Annotated in this window: 18 protein-coding genes; 2 read left to right on the top strand and 16 right to left on the bottom strand. The window is 57.9% G+C overall.

Going from position 1 to position 16,083, the window contains the following annotated elements; all coding sequences use genetic code 11:
- Nucleotides 1-10 precede the first annotated feature (10 nt).
- From C7123_RS00515 to C7123_RS00485, 7 genes are all read right to left on the bottom strand, one after another.
- Nucleotides 11-2,635 (bottom strand): phage portal protein family protein, encoded by a 2,625-nt coding sequence (locus tag C7123_RS00515; protein ID WP_069175404.1) that lies wholly within the window; start codon nt 2,633-2,635, stop codon nt 11-13.
- Between the two features lie 128 nt (nt 2,636-2,763).
- Nucleotides 2,764-3,183 (bottom strand): phage protein Gp36 family protein, encoded by a 420-nt coding sequence (locus C7123_RS00510; RefSeq protein ID WP_037996522.1) that lies wholly within the window; start codon nt 3,181-3,183, stop codon nt 2,764-2,766.
- A gap of 31 nt (nt 3,184-3,214) precedes the next feature.
- Entirely contained in the window at nt 3,215-4,000 is a 786-nt protein-coding gene (locus C7123_RS00505; RefSeq protein WP_083206882.1) for a hypothetical protein, read from the bottom strand.
- Complete coding sequence (locus tag C7123_RS00500; RefSeq protein WP_083206881.1) at nt 3,997-4,194, bottom strand: hypothetical protein; 198 nt, start codon at nt 4,192-4,194, stop codon at nt 3,997-3,999. The genes C7123_RS00505 and C7123_RS00500 overlap by 4 nt, the downstream gene beginning before the upstream one ends.
- The gene (locus C7123_RS00495; protein WP_069175403.1) at nt 4,191-4,721 is read right to left on the bottom strand and encodes a glycoside hydrolase family 108 protein; all 531 of its coding nucleotides are present in this window, start codon (nt 4,719-4,721) and stop codon (nt 4,191-4,193) included. Before C7123_RS00495 ends, C7123_RS00500 begins: the two co-directional genes overlap by 4 nt.
- 19 nt (nt 4,722-4,740) lie before the next feature.
- Nucleotides 4,741-5,226, bottom strand: a complete 486-nt coding sequence (locus C7123_RS00490) for a phage holin family protein (RefSeq protein ID WP_083206880.1) — start codon at nt 5,224-5,226, stop codon at nt 4,741-4,743.
- Between the two features lie 764 nt (nt 5,227-5,990).
- Nucleotides 5,991-6,989, bottom strand: a complete 999-nt coding sequence (locus tag C7123_RS00485) for a DUF6261 family protein (RefSeq protein ID WP_069175401.1) — start codon at nt 6,987-6,989, stop codon at nt 5,991-5,993.
- 501 nt (nt 6,990-7,490) lie between these two features.
- Here C7123_RS00485 and C7123_RS13435 point away from each other — a divergent pair.
- Together C7123_RS13435 and C7123_RS00480 are read left to right on the top strand one after the other, a co-directional pair.
- Nucleotides 7,491-7,619 carry a hypothetical protein gene (locus tag C7123_RS13435; protein WP_257791033.1) on the top strand — a complete coding sequence of 43 codons (129 nt, stop codon included), beginning with the start codon at nt 7,491-7,493 and terminating at the stop codon, nt 7,617-7,619.
- Nucleotides 7,620-7,727: 108 nt separating this feature from the next.
- Complete coding sequence (locus C7123_RS00480) at nt 7,728-8,759, top strand: hypothetical protein (RefSeq protein ID WP_216820859.1); 1,032 nt, start codon at nt 7,728-7,730, stop codon at nt 8,757-8,759.
- Nucleotides 8,760-8,769: 10 nt separating this feature from the next.
- Here the strand turns inward: C7123_RS00480 and C7123_RS00475 are convergent, their stop codons facing one another.
- From C7123_RS00475 to C7123_RS00440, 9 genes are all read right to left on the bottom strand, one after another.
- Nucleotides 8,770-9,093, bottom strand: a complete 324-nt coding sequence (locus C7123_RS00475) for a hypothetical protein (protein WP_159049779.1) — start codon at nt 9,091-9,093, stop codon at nt 8,770-8,772.
- 171 nt (nt 9,094-9,264) lie between these two features.
- Nucleotides 9,265-9,939: a DNA cytosine methyltransferase gene (locus C7123_RS00470; protein ID WP_069175398.1), complete on the bottom strand. Its 675-nt coding sequence runs from the start codon at nt 9,937-9,939 to the stop codon at nt 9,265-9,267.
- A 51-nt stretch (nt 9,940-9,990) separates the two neighbouring features.
- Nucleotides 9,991-10,320 carry a hypothetical protein gene (locus C7123_RS13180; RefSeq protein ID WP_216820858.1) on the bottom strand — a complete coding sequence of 110 codons (330 nt, stop codon included), beginning with the start codon at nt 10,318-10,320 and terminating at the stop codon, nt 9,991-9,993.
- Between the two features lie 18 nt (nt 10,321-10,338).
- Nucleotides 10,339-10,797, bottom strand: coding sequence for an HAD family hydrolase (locus tag C7123_RS13175; protein WP_069175396.1), 459 nt, complete (start codon nt 10,795-10,797; stop codon nt 10,339-10,341).
- Nucleotides 10,794-11,441 carry a DUF3164 family protein gene (locus C7123_RS00460; protein WP_069175395.1) on the bottom strand — a complete coding sequence of 216 codons (648 nt, stop codon included), beginning with the start codon at nt 11,439-11,441 and terminating at the stop codon, nt 10,794-10,796. The genes C7123_RS13175 and C7123_RS00460 overlap by 4 nt, the downstream gene beginning before the upstream one ends.
- 56 nt (nt 11,442-11,497) lie before the next feature.
- A complete protein-coding gene (locus tag C7123_RS00455) occupies nt 11,498-11,986 on the bottom strand; it encodes a hypothetical protein (protein WP_159049778.1) in 489 nt (162 codons plus the stop codon).
- Nucleotides 11,987-12,073: 87 nt separating this feature from the next.
- Nucleotides 12,074-12,709 (bottom strand): P-loop NTPase family protein, encoded by a 636-nt coding sequence (locus C7123_RS00450; RefSeq protein WP_069175178.1) that lies wholly within the window; start codon nt 12,707-12,709, stop codon nt 12,074-12,076.
- A 94-nt stretch (nt 12,710-12,803) separates the two neighbouring features.
- Complete coding sequence (locus C7123_RS00445; RefSeq protein ID WP_069175393.1) at nt 12,804-13,697, bottom strand: ATP-binding protein; 894 nt, start codon at nt 13,695-13,697, stop codon at nt 12,804-12,806.
- 284 nt (nt 13,698-13,981) lie between these two features.
- Nucleotides 13,982-15,994, bottom strand: coding sequence for a hypothetical protein (locus tag C7123_RS00440; protein ID WP_159049777.1), 2,013 nt, complete (start codon nt 15,992-15,994; stop codon nt 13,982-13,984).
- Nucleotides 15,995-16,083: the final 89 nt, after the last annotated feature.

The following is a 16,083-nucleotide window of genomic DNA, read 5'->3' as shown; positions in this document are numbered from 1 at the left end:
GCAATCCGGCTTATTTTGTTTTCGGGCGTTTCCTAATCAGCAACCCACGGCGCGGCGCTTTATCCCTTAGCACATACCATGATTTGAGAGTCAACTTTGATTTTTCGAGCTTCCCCACTACGGCCAACGCGATGTCCTTATAATATTTGATCATCACGTAGTTGTTCAATGCCTTTACCTTATTGATCCGATCTTTCCGCTCACGTGCCAGCCATACTTCATCAGGCGAAGCGGCAACCTCTCGGATGGCATTCAAAAACTCAGTGCGGAAACCACGCTTCTTAACTGCGTTCGTTGAATGTGTGACAAATGCCGCCTTTGCCATCTGCCACACGCGGCCGATGTAGTCTTCCACCTTCAAAAGTTCCGTTCCGTCTTCGACTACCTTATTAGCTTCGAACCATTCATCTGCCGAACCTTCATATTTGGGCACTTCATTTTCTGCCTCCCGTTTCAGCGTGTCGACGGATTCACGGACACCCCACTCTTGCGGAGTGATTTTTTCGAGGGTCTTACTCGACATGTTCGGGAACTTATGAATGTACATCTGATTAGCCGTAAACACCTCGGCTTCATTCGCACGATTGATGCCGAATCCCTGCGCCTCACACTGTTTCCATTCGGGCGATTCGAGGTAATCATCGCATCGCTTTTGCATGGCTCCAAAGTCGACGTTTACCCCTTCATGCCTCATTCTGGGGGTAATGTAGCAACGGCAGTTCCATCCATTGGGTGGCATAATCTTTTGCCAGCGTGGATCATCTGTCGGCAAGGTCAGCCCCTCCAAGGCCTGATGCTCCAAACGAACACGATTATCGCCCACGGTGCGGTATTCCCAAAACGGAAAGATGTTTGCCTGTACCACCAATCGCCGGTAGGTGCTTGCCGATTCTGCCACGGATACGGCCGTATTGTACTCCGTGCGCAGCCATTGCTCATTGTAGACCTTTAGCAGCGCTCTGGCCTTCTTCCTGAAATCGCTGTAGCCCTTGCTCTCGCGGAACAGACGGTTCAACTCACTTACCTCAGCCAGTGTTTTGGCGGCTGAGAAATGAAACAGGTTTTGCTCCAAGGCGGTGATGTAAGCATCATCGTTGGCATTGTAGACAAAGCCACTATCAGCCAGCCGGACGTCCGCGCGGCGATAGCCCTTTCGCAGTCCGCGGATGAGCTCCGTGTGGGTGTAGGCAAACAGGTCGGCGCTGAAATAGGCACGTCCCTTTGTCTCAATCGTCTGTCGGATCAGGGCATCCGCAAGCGTGGCTTCCGAGAGTGTGAGGATGTCGGATGTCGCCCGGCCGTATGACCGGGCGGGGACGAAAAAATCGAACAACCGGGTAAAGAAGTTGCCGCGGTCGCGATCCGCATGTTTCACTTTACGACTTGTCGGCGCATCATCCTCCGCTGCCTTTTTGTCAGACTCTGGCGCATCCGCCTTGCCTTTGTCGGGCGCGTCTCCCTCGTCCGTTTCATCATCCTCTTGCGACCCATCAGGCACCCCAAACAGCGGCTGCGCCTGTCGGCGGGCGATAGGCTCTCCGGGCTCAGGTAGAGGGATGTTGTACTTTTCATGCAGGTAGCTCTGCGGGATGGGTAGGATGTCCGAGAGTTGGATGATCTCGGGCACCTCGAGCTCGCGTTTGGCATCCATGTAGCGGAACTTTCCGCCGGTGATCGGATAGCCGCGGCGGATGAGCATGGGCACGAAATAGCGATTGAGCATGCGCTCCACGAACCGCCTATCGGCACGGTGCTTCTTTTCTTGAACAGCCATGTGCACCTGTCCCTGCGCCAGCGAACTGCCGTCTACGGTGGTCATCGTCTGCCCCAAAATGGTGATCAGGATTTCCTCCGTGCAAGCCTGCCGGAACTCTTTATATAGAAGTCCGTTGCCAGACGCAGCGTTGGCTTCCTGCGTGGCCTCCGTCTCTTTGGGGATAACGAGATAAGGTGCCGATCCGGCCGTCTCAAAAGCACGGATCAATTCGCGGCGGCTGGCTTCATCCATTGCGCTGTATTTGCCGATGCGAAGGGGCATGCCGAACAGCTCGACAAACTGCGCCCAGTCGCCAAATCCGCCGCGTTTGTAGATGACCAATGGCGAGACCTTCAGCAGTAGCCCGAGATCGTCGTCTTTGCCCCACTGAATGACCCGATCATCACCAGCGTAGGAGATGCCGCGGTCGTCCGTCTGCTGCCTTACGATCTCTTTCAACTTCGGGCGGATGTGCTTCCGATTGATAGACGTAAAGCGGAAGGTTCGATCCTCGTCAAAATCGAACTCATCGACGGAGATACCCCAGAATTTAGCCATCATAATCTCGCCGATCAATTCCTCGAACTCGACCGTATCCATCAGATCATACATCACATCCACGTCTTTGTTGTCGATCGTGAACGACAGATCGGCGTCTTTGACGGCGTCGATACGTTTATCGATGGCGTCGGCAAGCACGCCATCCAGCAGGATGTCACTATACAGGTCGTAGAGCTTTGTACGGTTACCGTTGTCGGCCATACGCAGTGCGGAACGCCACGCGGCCACATCGTGGACGGTGCGCACCACAGGCTGCACAATGATCTGCGTAGAGATAGGGCCAGCGGCGGCCTGTTTATGCTTCGTTTTATTGCTCATTAAATGGCGTTTAATCGGTGTTGAATCGTTGAATTGTTTAGTTGTTTAGTTGTTTAGTTGTTGAACAATTCAACGAATAAACGGGGCGAAGCCCCCAACAACTAAACAGGCCGCAAGGCCTAAACAGCTTAATAATGCTGGCCGCGCTTGGGATTGCTGCCAAAGTGGATCTTTCCGATCGGCGACTCATTGCCGGGCTCAGCGGTGCGCGGGGGTAGGTCTGGTGAGAGATCGCCCTTTTGCACAAGTCGCAGCCACGCGATGGCACTGTCGTAGCGCTTTTCGCGCAGTTCCATATCGATACAGGCATTCCCGAGGTTCACAAAGTGCCACACGGCAATGTCTTTGACAAATAGCAGCAACAGCGCATTGCGCGCCTCACCTTCAGCTGAGAAAATGGCAGCCGTATCGAAGTCATGCAAGTAGCTTTTGGCCTCGGCAATGGCAGCATCGATGGCGGCCACGGGTATGGCCTCCGTGTCGCGGCTAATGACGGCCACCGTCTCGTCATGCAGGTGGGTATAAAGTTCGTCGACGGTCAGAAACATGGGGAAAGAAGTGAAAACGAAAAGTGAAAAACTAAGCCTGCCCGGCGCTCAGCTGGGCGATGATTTCGCGCTCACGGTCGGAGATCGCCCACGTCACGCTGGCAGCCTTTTCGGCTTTAAGGCGGTCGGCCTCACGAAGGGCTTCTTCCATGCGGCCGGCTTGTCGGTCAGACAGCAAAAAGCCACCGCCGTAGATAGCTTTTTTCACCGCTTGCTGGCTGTCCAAACGGCGGACAAACGTGGCCTCGCCGCGAGGGATTGAGAGCGCTACGCCGTGGCTGGCGCAGCGGGCCAGATCGGAGAATGTCAGCAAATGCGAGGGGTAGCTATAACGCGGCAAAGGATCTTTGCTACGCACAGCCGTCGTGAGGCGCTCATAAAGATCGGGCACGGACATGGCCAGCGTGTCCCCGAACAGGTTGCTGGCAAAAGAGGTGGCCACGTTTGCCCCATTTTCATAGATCACACCTGCGCCGCAAACGAGGCGTGTGTAGGGCGCATCGAGACCCAAAATCGTCTTATGCTGAGCGAACAGGAAGAAGCGTACGCTGCGCTCTAAGTACCACCGTACGATCTCGGCGAAAATCGAAAACGGCGGGTTGTCCACCACGACGCACCCGTCGGGATATTCCACTTCGCGGTAATCCGTATCCGGCCAAAAGGGGCGTACGATCTGGGCGTCGGCGAGGTCGACCTGTTCGCCGAGCCAGCCGCGCACGATGTCGTACACCTCGGGTGGCGTGTAGCAATCGTCGGAGGTGCGTTTGCGCTCAAATTTGGCCACAAAGGCCTCATAATCGTCTTGCCTCTTTTTCATGTCGTATCGTATTCCTTTTTCAGCACCGCCGCGATGCGCTTCAGCTTCACCCAGTGGGGGAAGTCGCTCTCGCTGTAATATTTCACCTCGCGCTGCTCGAAGTCCACGGCTTCGATGGAGTACTCGCGGCCGTCCATAAGGCGCACCACATGACGGCGCGTGAAGGCTATGCTGTCGAACTCTTCGGCGCTCATCGGGCTTGCTCTTCAAAGGTGATGCTATGCAGCCGGCGTAGCCACCCGCGGCGATACTTCATGCTCCGGGGGCGGCGTCGGCAGACCTCGTCAATGAATTCTTCCCGGGCGCGCATGATGCGGTCGAAGAGTTTGCGCTGCGGCGTGTAGGTGTTCACGGCGCGGAGCGTCTCGGGGCCCACACGGCCGTCCACGCGTACGCCCAGGAGGCGCTGCGGGATGCGCACACCGGGCCAGCCCGAGGCCCAGACCCAGTCTACGAGCAGCTCGGCGATCGATTGGTTTACGATGTGATCCGCCTGCCAGCGATCCCAGTAGAGCGTGCGCAGGATGTTCCACCACTCCTCGTCCGAGATGCTGCGCAGGCGCTCCACCGTGGGGCGCGGATAGCCCCGGAGGCGGCAATAGTGTTCATACGTGGCGATCGTCACGCCGCGCATCGTGGGGCCGCCCGGATCGTCCTGATCATTAGCGAAGCCGCCCTCAAAGTGCCGGATGAAGGCGCCTAATCTGTGTATATCTGCCATTTGTTGGTTGTTGAATCGTTTATTTGTTGGGTTGTTGAGGGGGCGCTTGGTGGCCATGCAAGGTGTCATCTGCCTTCTTCCGTAGAATCTCGGCGAGGTTATCCGTTCCAAGGGCTTCAATCACGGCTTGCACGATAGCCTCAGAGCGGCGGCGGGTCTTTTCGTCGGCCTTTTCGCGTACGCTGAGAATCTCGATGATGCAGAGAAAGACACTCATCAGACAGGTAATGACGGGCAACCCTACGATGGGGTGCAGCTTCATCAATACAAACAGATGCGAGAAATGCAGCATGTAGTCGATCATGGTCGCAATGACCACGGCGCCCTCATAGATGACGAACTTCGTGACCGTCCGGCTGAGTGGTTTCGAGCGGATCTCTTGCCCACTCTCTTTGGCCTTCCGTATGCCGCTGATGAGGTCTACGATGATGGCGATTAAAACGAATACGAAACACGCGGTGGCCACAGGAAACATGGCCCCGGTACCTTCAAAGAGTACTTTCATGGTTTGTTTATTTGTTTATCTGTTGAGGTGTTGGGGTGTTTAGGTGTTGAGGGCTAAAGCCCCTGTTTATGTGTTTAGTTGTTGAGGTGTTAGTTGTTCGTTGTTGGGGTGTGAAATGAGGGTCGCCGCAGACCAAAAACGTGTTTTTGGCCCAATCCTCGGCGGGTTTGGGGCTTCAAATCGGTTTTTGGTGCAATCCTCGGCGGGTTTCGGGCTTCAAATCGGTTTTTGACGCAATCCCCGGCGGGTTTCGGGCTTCAAATCGGTTTTTGGCGCAATTCCCGGCGGGTTTCGGGCTTCAAATCGGTTTTTGGCCCAATCCTCGGCGGGTTTCGGGCTTCAAATCGGTTTTTGGCGCAATTCCCGGCGGGTTTCGCGGCGTCCGTGTAGGGGCGAATTGCATTCGCCCCATTAGACGGCCCCCAACGGGGCCGAATGAATGCGTCTGGCGCCCGTCCCTGTCGGGACGTCTGGAGGGCGAATGCAATTCGCCCCTACATGTATCAGGCAAAATTCGCCGGCGTCCGAAGACGCCCCCGGCAGACTTCCCAGCCTCGGCAGAGGCCGCCCCTACACGGGTACATGGTCATTGTTAGGTGTTGAGGCCTCCGACCTGTTGAGTTGTTGAGGCCTTCGGCCCGTTGAGTCGTTGAGGCGTTTGTTCGTTGGTTTGACAAGTGGTTCAACATCTCAACAATTCAACATCTCAACAACTAAACACCTAAACATCTAAACAGGGCCGTTAGGCCCCAACACATAAACGCCTATTCCTCCGGCAGGGTGATGTCCGGATTGCCATCGCCGCCCGGCTTCTTCGGTTTCTCGCCGCCCGGCTTCTTCGGTTTCTCGCCGCCCGGCTGGGGCTGTTCGCCGGAGCCACCACCCGGCTTCTTGGGGTCCTTCGGCTGGTCGGGCTGCTTGGGTTCACCGCCCGGCTTCTTCGGATCCTTGGGCTGCTTCGGTTGCTTCGGGTCTTTGGGCTCCTTAGGCTGCTTGGGTTCCTTGGGGACGGACGGCTTGCGGGGCGCGCGCTTCTTCTGGGCGGCGGACTGCTTCCAGGCGGCGTCCAGCTCGGCGGCGCGCTGGTTGAGTCGGGCAGCAAGGGCCTCGATGGCCGGCTTCTCGATGGGCGTGGAGCCGAAGAGGTAGTTGGAGCGCAGGGTGAAGAGGATGCGCTCGTAGGCGGCGTCGGTCCGTGGGCGGACTTTGGAGGCCAGCGGCAGCTTCGTGGCCGCGCGCCCGTCTGAGCGCTTGGTGGCCAAGTCGGAGAACGCCTTATTGAGGGCCTCGAGTTTGGCCGGCAGGTCGGCAAGGTGGAGCGTGGTGAGGTGGGCCGTGAGCTCCGCCTTCTTCAGGTCGACCACAAGGCCGGAGATGAGGGCCGTCTCACGGTCGGCCGCCTCGGTGGGTGCACCGCTGTAGACGCTGACGGTGGGCATGAGCGCGGCGGCTGCTTTCTGTACGGCCTCGTCGGGCGAGAGTCGGGCGGCACGAACGGAGGCGAAGAAGTACTGCACGGCGCGATCGCGGGCCGTGTCAGCCTTCACGAGCTCGGCCGTGAGGGCGTCGGCTTGGGCCTCGCGGTTGAGCTCGGTCTCTTCGGTGATGCCGCCGTTGTAGTCGGTCATGATCTCGGCTGGGATACCGGTCTTGGCCTGATCGGCCGATTTGAGGATGCCGTGCATCTCGGTGTGATAGGTCACGTGCATCGCGTTGTCGAGCTTCTTCTGCCCGACGGTCTTAATCTCTAAATCTTTGTCCATACTGATGTTTGTTGGTTGTTGGGGGCTAAAGCCCCGTTGGTTGTTGGTTTGTTTAGGTGTTTAGTTGTTTAGTTGTTTAGGTGTTTAGGTGTTTAGGTGTTAGTTGTTAGTTGTTCGTTGTTAGGTGTTAGTTGTTCGTTGGTTCGGCGGCAAAGGTGAAGGGCACCCAGACGCCCCGCAAATCGGCGTGTAAAGAACCGCGGATTCAGGCGGTTTTAACGGTTAAAATCGGCGGTTCTTTGCCGCGGGGATCCGGGCCAGTCGGTACTTGTTTTTCCGACAATTAGCGGTGTAGGAAGGGGGTAAAAAGGGGCTCGGAGCGTAACCGATATGCAGGTAACAGGTCAAACTTCGCCACCCGGCGCACCGGGCCCAGCAGCGGTGTCCGCGATGTGATCAATGTATCGCAGGCCTTACTGAACCCTCGCTGCGCGCCTTCGATCCCACAAAGGCCATCGAAGTCAGTGCCCTATTCGATCAATACATTAAAGAGATGCTCCGATGAAGCTGACGGACAAACAGGCTTTACAGGAATGGGAGCAATACCTGCAATCCATCCGCGAAGAAACGGCCACCCCGATCGCGCCATGCCCGTGGCCGAACGCGAAAAGCGCCGCCAATGGCCCCTGAGGCGCATCCCGCCCAGAATGGATCAAAGAGCTGTTCCCACTCCCCCTCCCTCATGTACCCGGCCAGATTCGCCGGCGGCCGCAGCCGCCCCCGATGATTTCGACACGGATGAAGAATGCCGTAACCCCGGAATCATCGCCGACAAATGGAACTGGACCAGAGCAAGCCCTCTACTTTACACGCTCATTCAGCGAGCCCCTGTTGGTTATTTGGTGCGGCAATATCATCGCCCGTGATTGTTGCATTGCCCGTGCTGGCGCGCGTGCCCGTGAGCTGGCCGGGCGGAATAAGCCGCTGGGGAATTGGGACATCATCAATATCCGAATGGTAGACATCCGCCGCCCCGACCCCAAGCGAGACTTTGCTGAGGGCGTTTCGGTCTGGCCGGAAAAGAATACAGAGGCGATGATCGATGAAGTACTCGCTCAGGTGTCGGCCGCCTCGGTGCAAAAGGAATGCTTCAACAACCCGGTGGTTGAAGGGACGTACTTCAAAGAGATCACATGGGGTACCGTGCCCCCGCTTAATAAGTTTCCCTTCCTCATTAGTTATGGCGACCCGGCACCCTCCAATCGTACCACGCACCGCAAGGGCGTGAAAGCGCTCGGATCGTTTAAGTCGAATGTGCTTTTGGGCATTTTGGATGGCCGTCTGTATGTCATTACGGGCTTCCTCGACCATGTCACCAATGATGAGTTCGTCAATTGGTACTACTACCAAAAGGATTACGTCCGCGACCGTACGACGATCTACAACTACATCGAGAATAACAAGCTACAGGATCCCTTCTACGAACAGGTTTTCAAGCCGCTTTTCCTGCAAAAGGCCATCGAACGGAAATTCATCATCTCTATCGCACCCGACGAGCGAGCCAAACCGGATAAGTTCGCCCGAATTGAAGGCAACCTCGAGCCGCTCAATCGGGCGGGCAACCTGATTTTCAACATCGCCGAAAAAGAGAATCCCCACATGCAGCGACTCGAGGAACAGTTTAAGCTCTTCGATGATGGACTCCCCGCCCCAGCCGACGGCCCAGACGCAGTAGAAGGGGGGTACTTCGTGGCTCAGCGTAAGGTTGCCGCCATCACCCCCACGGCATGGTCGATCGGCACGCGGCCGGTGAATAAGAAAAGGTATTGAAAGCGTTTTTTTACCCCTCCCAGTTCCACGAGGGGTAAGCACGGCGGAGGGCGGCCGCCGTTTCGCGGCGGGTGTGTAGGTCAGACAGGTAGTGGCTGACCCCACGCAGCACGTCCATAATAGACCGTTCGTCTACGAAAAACTCATGCTCGGACAGAATGTGCATCACATCATCGAAGCGGCGACGGCGTACCTCCGTCCAGTAATAGAAGCGTGCGGCCATCAGCCGGCGGCGCGCCTCGCGACGCTCCGCCCGTGTCAAACACATGGAAGGATTTCCCTCCGTCTCTTTCGTCTGGTTCTGCCCCTCTTTCGTCTGATTCTGTCCGGTCATCATTGATTGCTTGTCCTTGCTTTTGCAAAGGAAGCAAAAGCGGAGGGAAAGGGCGACGATTTGGCAGGTGAAAAGATAGACACAATGTCACCCGCCTATATACAGCAAAGGCGGCCTATCCATCCCGGACTCCGGCCGCCCCAATCAAAAGAAATTTATAACATCTTACTCTTATATCTTGTCTGCTTCTTTCCTGACGTCAGGAAAATGCTCCCCCCGCTCTATCTCTACAATCCCCCGTATAATCTCATAAGCCACTTGCGGGACAATCGCGTTGCCGGCCGCTCTTAGGGCTTCCTCGTTGAATCGTTTATCGGCGCGGTGGATAGCTTCTTCGATTTCATCATCAGACAGACAGTCCGCAAAATCCGCTCGTATCCGGCGGCGCAGTGATTCGGAGCATATCCCATCATCGTCAGTGCGAACCGGTGATTCATTCGGAAAATCCCGGAAACACCCACGCGGACTACGAACCCAGCCACGACTTCCTCCAAGTAGCTGGCCCCCTTCTTCGCTGCCATTTTCTTGTTGTTCACATTCAGCCCTGCTGCCTCGAGGCTTGCTCGTGGCGTTGGAAGCAGGCGCGGAGGCAAGGTTATCGTGTGCCCCCCAATGTTCACCGTCCGCGGCGGCATCGGAGGCGAGGAACCACACTCGGTCGCGCCTGTGGGGTGCCCCGACGGCACAAGCCGGAATAACCACCGGCCGGATGGTATATCCGATGGCTTCAAAGTCTTTGCAGATCCGGTGGACGGTGTATTGCCCGCATTTCGTTTGAAGCTCGTTACCCGCTCCGAACAGATCGGGCTCGCTTTCCAGCGTAGCGACGTGAGCGGGTTGTACCACCCTGAAAGGATGCCAGCAACATTTTCACCAATAACCCAGCGCGGTCGGACGTCACCAATAATGCGCAGCATTTCCGGCCAGAGGTAACGGGGCGCCTGCGGGCGCCGGCGAAGTCTGCCGGGTACAAGCCCGATGGCTGCCCCCCCCGGTGAGTATCGTACGGCGGCCGTAGTCGGCGCCGAATCGTGGAATAAGTCTTTCATCGATGATCGTTTTTGTCAGTGTACGAATGTCTTTATGATGATAGGCGGCGGGGAACAGGGAGGCCAACACGTCGGAACCGAATGCGCCGATCTCACACGATACGACCGTTTCGAAGTCGCTCCCGCGCGTACCCGGCCAAACTTCGCCGGCGGCCGCAGCCGCCCCGATATGAATCATCCCCGCCGCCATCCTGTTTTACACCTCGTCGTCCGTTTCCGATGTGTTATTCCCAGCGGCATGCGCCCGGCAAACTTCGCAGGCATGTTCCTGGCCAAACTTCGCCGGCGTCCGAAGACGCCTCCGGTAGGCCTCTTCTTGGCGGCGGATCCACGCGGCAATATCTTTCCACGGGAGCATCCCGCCTACGTTTTTATCGTCCACGTAGCAATGCGCATACACCTTGCGCGCGTCGCTGCCATAGGCCGCCACCTGATCTGGCTGATGATCATTGATTCGATCGAAGCCGATGCCCTTTTCAAGCAGCCAGTTCACCATCTCCGTTTGCTGGCGCCCTTCGCGGCATGTCCAGATAATGATGTAGTGCCCTTCGGCGCGCAGAGCGTTGATCGCCTCACGCGCCCCAGGCATCGCCTCGCCGATCCTCGGCCACTGGCCGTCGTGGATCGTTCCGTCAAAGTCTACTGCGATGATCATACGTCCGTCATGCTTAATGGGATAGCCACCCAGGCGCCCGACTCGTCGCGTACCGCCGCGCGGATGTAGTCTTTCGAGGGCGTGGGTTGGTAGCTCTCTTGGATGATGCGCACGCCCTCTATGAAGCGTTCGTCGCCCGTTTCCTCAGCCATCTTTTGCAGTTGTAGCACGCGGGAGGCCTTCAGATTGCCCGCCTCGTCGCGTGACAGCAGCCGCAGGATGGCCTTGACCAGCGCGCGGCTGGCATCGTCGCGGGCCTGCGATTCGATGTACGTTTTGACCATCGCGATACCCTCATTCACCGTGTCGCGGTAATTGTCGAGCATGTAGTGCCCGATGGTGATGCGCATCGTGCCCTCGGAGTTGGTGAACGTGTGCGACTGCTGATCGTCTTTCACGCCGAACAGCTCCGCCTTCATCTCCAATGCCCCGCGGAAGGCCTCCGCCGCGGCCGACTTTTTCTGGGCGATAGCCTCGCTGATATTCGTCAGCTCGGGCATTACGGCCGCGATCGTCTCATCCACCAATGCCGTGTAGGCTTCGCGATCGGACTTCCGTTTGGCCTCCGCCGCTTTCTTCTCTTTGGCCAGTTTGTAGGCCTCAAACTCTTGCCGCTCCTCGGCCGTCATTTCTACTGTTGTCATTTCTGTTTATGCGTTTAGGTGTTTATCTGTTTATGCGTTGGGGATCTCTTTTCGTCTTATGCGTTGGGGATCTCTTTCCGTCCGTCGGGGAACATCACATAGAGGAAGCCCCCGCCGCCCTGAGGTGTGTCCGCCATTCGGCCGATCTTTTCAATGTCTTTTACACGCTGCATAAAGGCGTTGTAAAGGCTGCGTAAACGATCCAGCGGGATGCGGTTGAAGTTCGTCGCCCCGGCCGCCCGACAGGCAATGGCCTTTACCCGATTCACATCCGCCTCATAGTCCATCGCTTGGCAGTAGCCGAACACGGCGGCCATCACCCGCTTGCGCCAGCGGTCAGCCTCGGACGCCCGCGAGGTCATCGCCACGGCCAGTTTACTGCACACGTCGGCCAGCCCTGCGCAATCCATTTCCGAGGAATGCTCTACGCCATACGAGGCGAGGATCTCGCGCTTACCGTCCTCATCGATCCGCGCCCTGTTCAGCAGCATGTGGAAGCGCTTCAGTAGTTGCCGCTTCCGGTGATCGTTGTCTATTGCTTTCATCATTCTTTGAACTAAAATCTAAAAGGTAAAAACTAAAAGTCCTACCGGTGGGAGGGGGCCGGTCGGGTACCCGGCAACTTTTCATTTTTAGCTTTTCGTTTTTCCGTTTACCTCCCGCCCCCAGTATTCATCCGCGCCTTTGTCCCAGATCACTACCGGCCGACCGCCGCCATAACGGCTCGTGGGGAAGGCTTTGAACCCTTCGATGCGAAAGGCCACGTTGGCATCGCGCAGGATGCGCAGGGCCGTGGGCGTCGAGGGGCGACGGCCGTCCACGTGACTGATGTAGACGAATAGCTTCGTGGGGAAGCGCCGCTTGAGGTCTTTGTATTCCGAAAACTTCAGATCCATGAATTGCACGGAATCGATAAAGACGATGTCCGCACTGCGTTGCCGCCGCAGCCTTTCGCAAAGCTCATCCTTGCTTTCGCGGTCGAGCAGTATCCAGCGGGCACCCGCCTCGAGCAGGCCGGCACGGTCGACAGCCATCTGGATCGTCCGCGAATTGCCCTCCTCGACGCTGTTGTAGGCCACGCGGCCGAAGGCGGTCAGATACTTGGATAGCATCATCGCGAAGGTCGTTTTGCCATTCTTCGTGTCGCCATAGATGATCCAGCTGCCCGTCAGTTCGGGCTCGCCCACCGCATCGCGCCATACACCGTCGAACCCGAGGGTGTTGAACTTTGTGGTCAGCACATTGCGCGCCGTCAATGCTCTTTTCATAAGCTAAAATCTAAAAGTGAAAAGGTAAAAACTGCCGGGGTATAGCCGGATGAGATTCACCGCTCCGGCCGGCAGGACTTTTCGTTTTTAGTTGTTAGTTGTTAGTTCCCTTCGACAGTTCGATGTTTATGCGTCGGAGGGATGGCGTATTGTCTTCGCCCATCAGGCGGCGCAGCAGGCGGTTCACGTCCGTATCCGCCCCGGCGTTGGCTTTGATGATCATCGCCGCCGTCAGTTGCAGGAAGCGCTCGGCCTCTTCGCGGGCCGTGGGCACGACCTTGCCATAGCGCTTGCCAAAGCGACCGAAGATTTCGGCGTAGCCCACCTTCTTGTTGTCGATGGCCCGGCGGATCTTTTCGCTGAGGCCATCCGCGCCCATCATGTAATACCCACAGCAGTGCTCCGTGGCGTTCCATAGGGCTTTGATCTCGAGGAAAGCCTCATAGCTGAGGTCGCCCGCCTCGTCGAGGATGACCAGCGGCCGATCGAGCGTTTTGAGGTAGAACACGAGGTCGTTGTAGACGTCCGCCAGCCGTCCCGTGCTACCCACGCCAAACTCTCGGGCGATGCCCCGCAGCAGCTTTTGCCGCGTTTTGACCTGCGAGCAATCCACGTAGACGGCATTGCGGTGCGTTTTGACATATTGCCGGGCGGTGTAGGTCTTTCCGATGTCGGTCAGGTCGCAGAGCATAGCCGAGAGGCCGTTCTGCTGGCACATCTCGAGCTGCGCCGTGATGTATTTGAAGACGGGCGTTTCGGCCGTCTGCCATGCCGGCGCATCGGTCAGGCCGACGCCCAAGCGGCGGGCGATGCTGATCCACTTTTCATCAGCCAGCACCCCGACCGTCTCGCCCCGCTTGATGCGGCTGTATTGCGCGCTGCCTATGCCAAGCGTGGCGGCAAAGCGGGCGTCCGAGCCGTCGAAATTGGCCCGACGCGCCGCCAGCGCGGCCCGGATTTTCTCTTTGTATTCGTTCGTGAGGCTCATATTTGTGTGTTTTGACGTTATTCCTATGACTGAGTCCTATTTGCTTGAATGCTTAATCCCTGACGAGCTGCCCGACAAGCAGTTCGTCGAGAGTACCAAAGTTCTTTTGTCGTTTTCCCGGCTGATGAAATACCCTTGCCGGCAGGTGCAAGGGGAAAACTATTGGTTAGTTGAATTGCCGGCTGACCCATATGCTGTCTGCGAGGCGATGATTGCTCATTCTCTACAATGTTATCCTGTCGAAACATGTCCTATTCGTGTTAAGTAGTTTCTATTTTGTTGGTTCATAATTGATCGATCGCGCGGGCGGCCCAATCCTCCATCGAGGCCGTGAGCTCGTCTTCCTCATAGCCGATCGGCTGACGGGTTTCGACGATTTGGACGGGCGCCGCGGCCGTGGCCTCAGCCGTCTCTTTACTGATTCGGCCCACCTGGGGGATCTCCCGGCGCCGCTCGCGGATCATCCGGTCGAAGCGCGCCGCACGCTTATGTTGCGTGAGCATCCGCGCCTCGTCCGCCTCAGTGCGTTCCGCGGCGCATTCGTTGTACGCCATTTCCGCCCGAGCTGTCGCCTGGCCGATGTAGACGTCGCCCTGATAGAGGTAGACGCACGGCACTGAGCCATCCTCTTGGGGCAGCCAGTAGGCCGTCACGCGCCGATCGTTCGGCTGGAGGCGGCTGAGCATATCGAAGTCCGCAAGGGCGAACTCGGCGCTGGCCACCCGCACGTAGTCGTTGTTGCGGATGGTCGTTTCCGTCACGTTGCCGATGTGTTTATACAGCCTTTCCGGCGCGATCGGCCGCAGCGTCGGGTTGGCGTGTTTCAAAAGCACCTCACGGCGGGTCAGCCCGGGGAACTCTTTCTGCCGCGGGTGCAAGGCGTTATTGTGTAGTTCGATGTCTGTCAAATCGTCGGCAATGATCGTTTGCGGTTGAAAGGTGGGGTCGATAAAATCGCCGTGCACCTTGTTGCGCACGCTTTTGAAGGCCTCCGCCTTGCCGTACCAACGGCCACACATGTGCCCTTGCTTCTTCGATGTACCCCATTTGAGCGACCGGATGTTGTGCTCGGCCCGTTTCTCGGTGGGCGACGAACAGAAGCGGACGAATTGGAAGGCCTCGGGCAGCCAGTCGATGTTTTGCATCAGGTGATGCTCCACTTCCAGCTCGGCCGGCATGGGCAGACCCAGCTCCGTGAGCTCGCAAAAGACGTTGCGGAAGGCCTCCATCACGGTGTCCAGCGTGGGCGTGCCCACGGTGTAGGCCGGGCGGAACCAGTAGCCCGAGACGACGTCCACGCAGAGGTATTTGGCCACCCAGCCGCGGGTGCTTTTTCGGGACAGGACGGCGTCGTCCATCGAGATTTTGGAGAGGGCAAACCGGCCATTGTGTCGCACATGCTTCGGGCGCTGCGAGTTGGCGTAGTCGAACTGGCCGTTGCGGTCGGCATAGACGGCCGTCTCGTTGACCACGTTTTTCAGGTACCGCCGGATGGTCGAGCAGCTCACCGCCTGCGGGCGGCCTTTGTAACGGTAATCCTCGGGGCGGAACACCTCGCCGGTCGCCCGGTCGAACAGCTCCGTATCGCCCGCCGCGAACTCCATGTAGAGCTCATGCACGCGGGCTGCGAAGGGCTTGTCGTTCGTTCGCCAAAGCGCCACGATCAGGTTTTCAGCCCGGCGGGACACCTTCCGCGCCGCGTCGTTGCCCATGTTGCGGGGCAGCAGCGCGGCGTATCCCTCGGCCACATAGGCGCGGAAGGCGCGCTCGAGGCTGCGTGCGTTGGTGTACTCCGGTACGGCCACGCCGTACGTTTCGGCCGACCGCCGGCACTCGTCAGTGTGCCAACGGAGCATCGTCTGCCAGTAGGCACCTTTCCGAAGTTTGGAGCCGCTGGCCGCGCGACGTTCCGTCTGTCGGGCGAGTCCCTTGCGGAGGGCGTTGAAGATTGAGGCCTTGGCCGTGAGCTGCCGGACGGTCTCTTCCGAGAGGCGTGTCCCGTCTGCTTTTTCGTAAGCAGCGAAGAAGGCCTCCGCCTCCCGATCCATGTCCACGGTGTAGAGCGGCCGGTGTTCCTCACGCGGCACACGCCCCATCACCCTTTCGATCACCCGCAGCCGGTCGGCCCGGCGGATCGACCGCGCGTCGATCACCGTCTCGCCCCGCACCCCGCGGCGCAGAATCTTCACGTCGCCGTTGCGGCGATCGTAACAATACTGCCGATAAGTTAGCCCCGACTGGCACCAGTCGTTCACCGTCAGGGCGGGCACACCATCTATCATTGAGTAAGCAGGCATCGTGGAAACTATAATCTAAAAGCTAAAAATGGGGAACCCGGGCAGCGCATAACAGCCGCCCAGTGATCACTCTCGGATAAGTTTTTGAG

This window comes from Tannerella serpentiformis, assembly GCF_003033925.1.
In the GTDB taxonomy this organism is placed as follows: domain Bacteria; phylum Bacteroidota; class Bacteroidia; order Bacteroidales; family Tannerellaceae; genus Tannerella; species Tannerella serpentiformis.
This window is presented reverse-complemented; position numbering and strand designations above follow the sequence as displayed.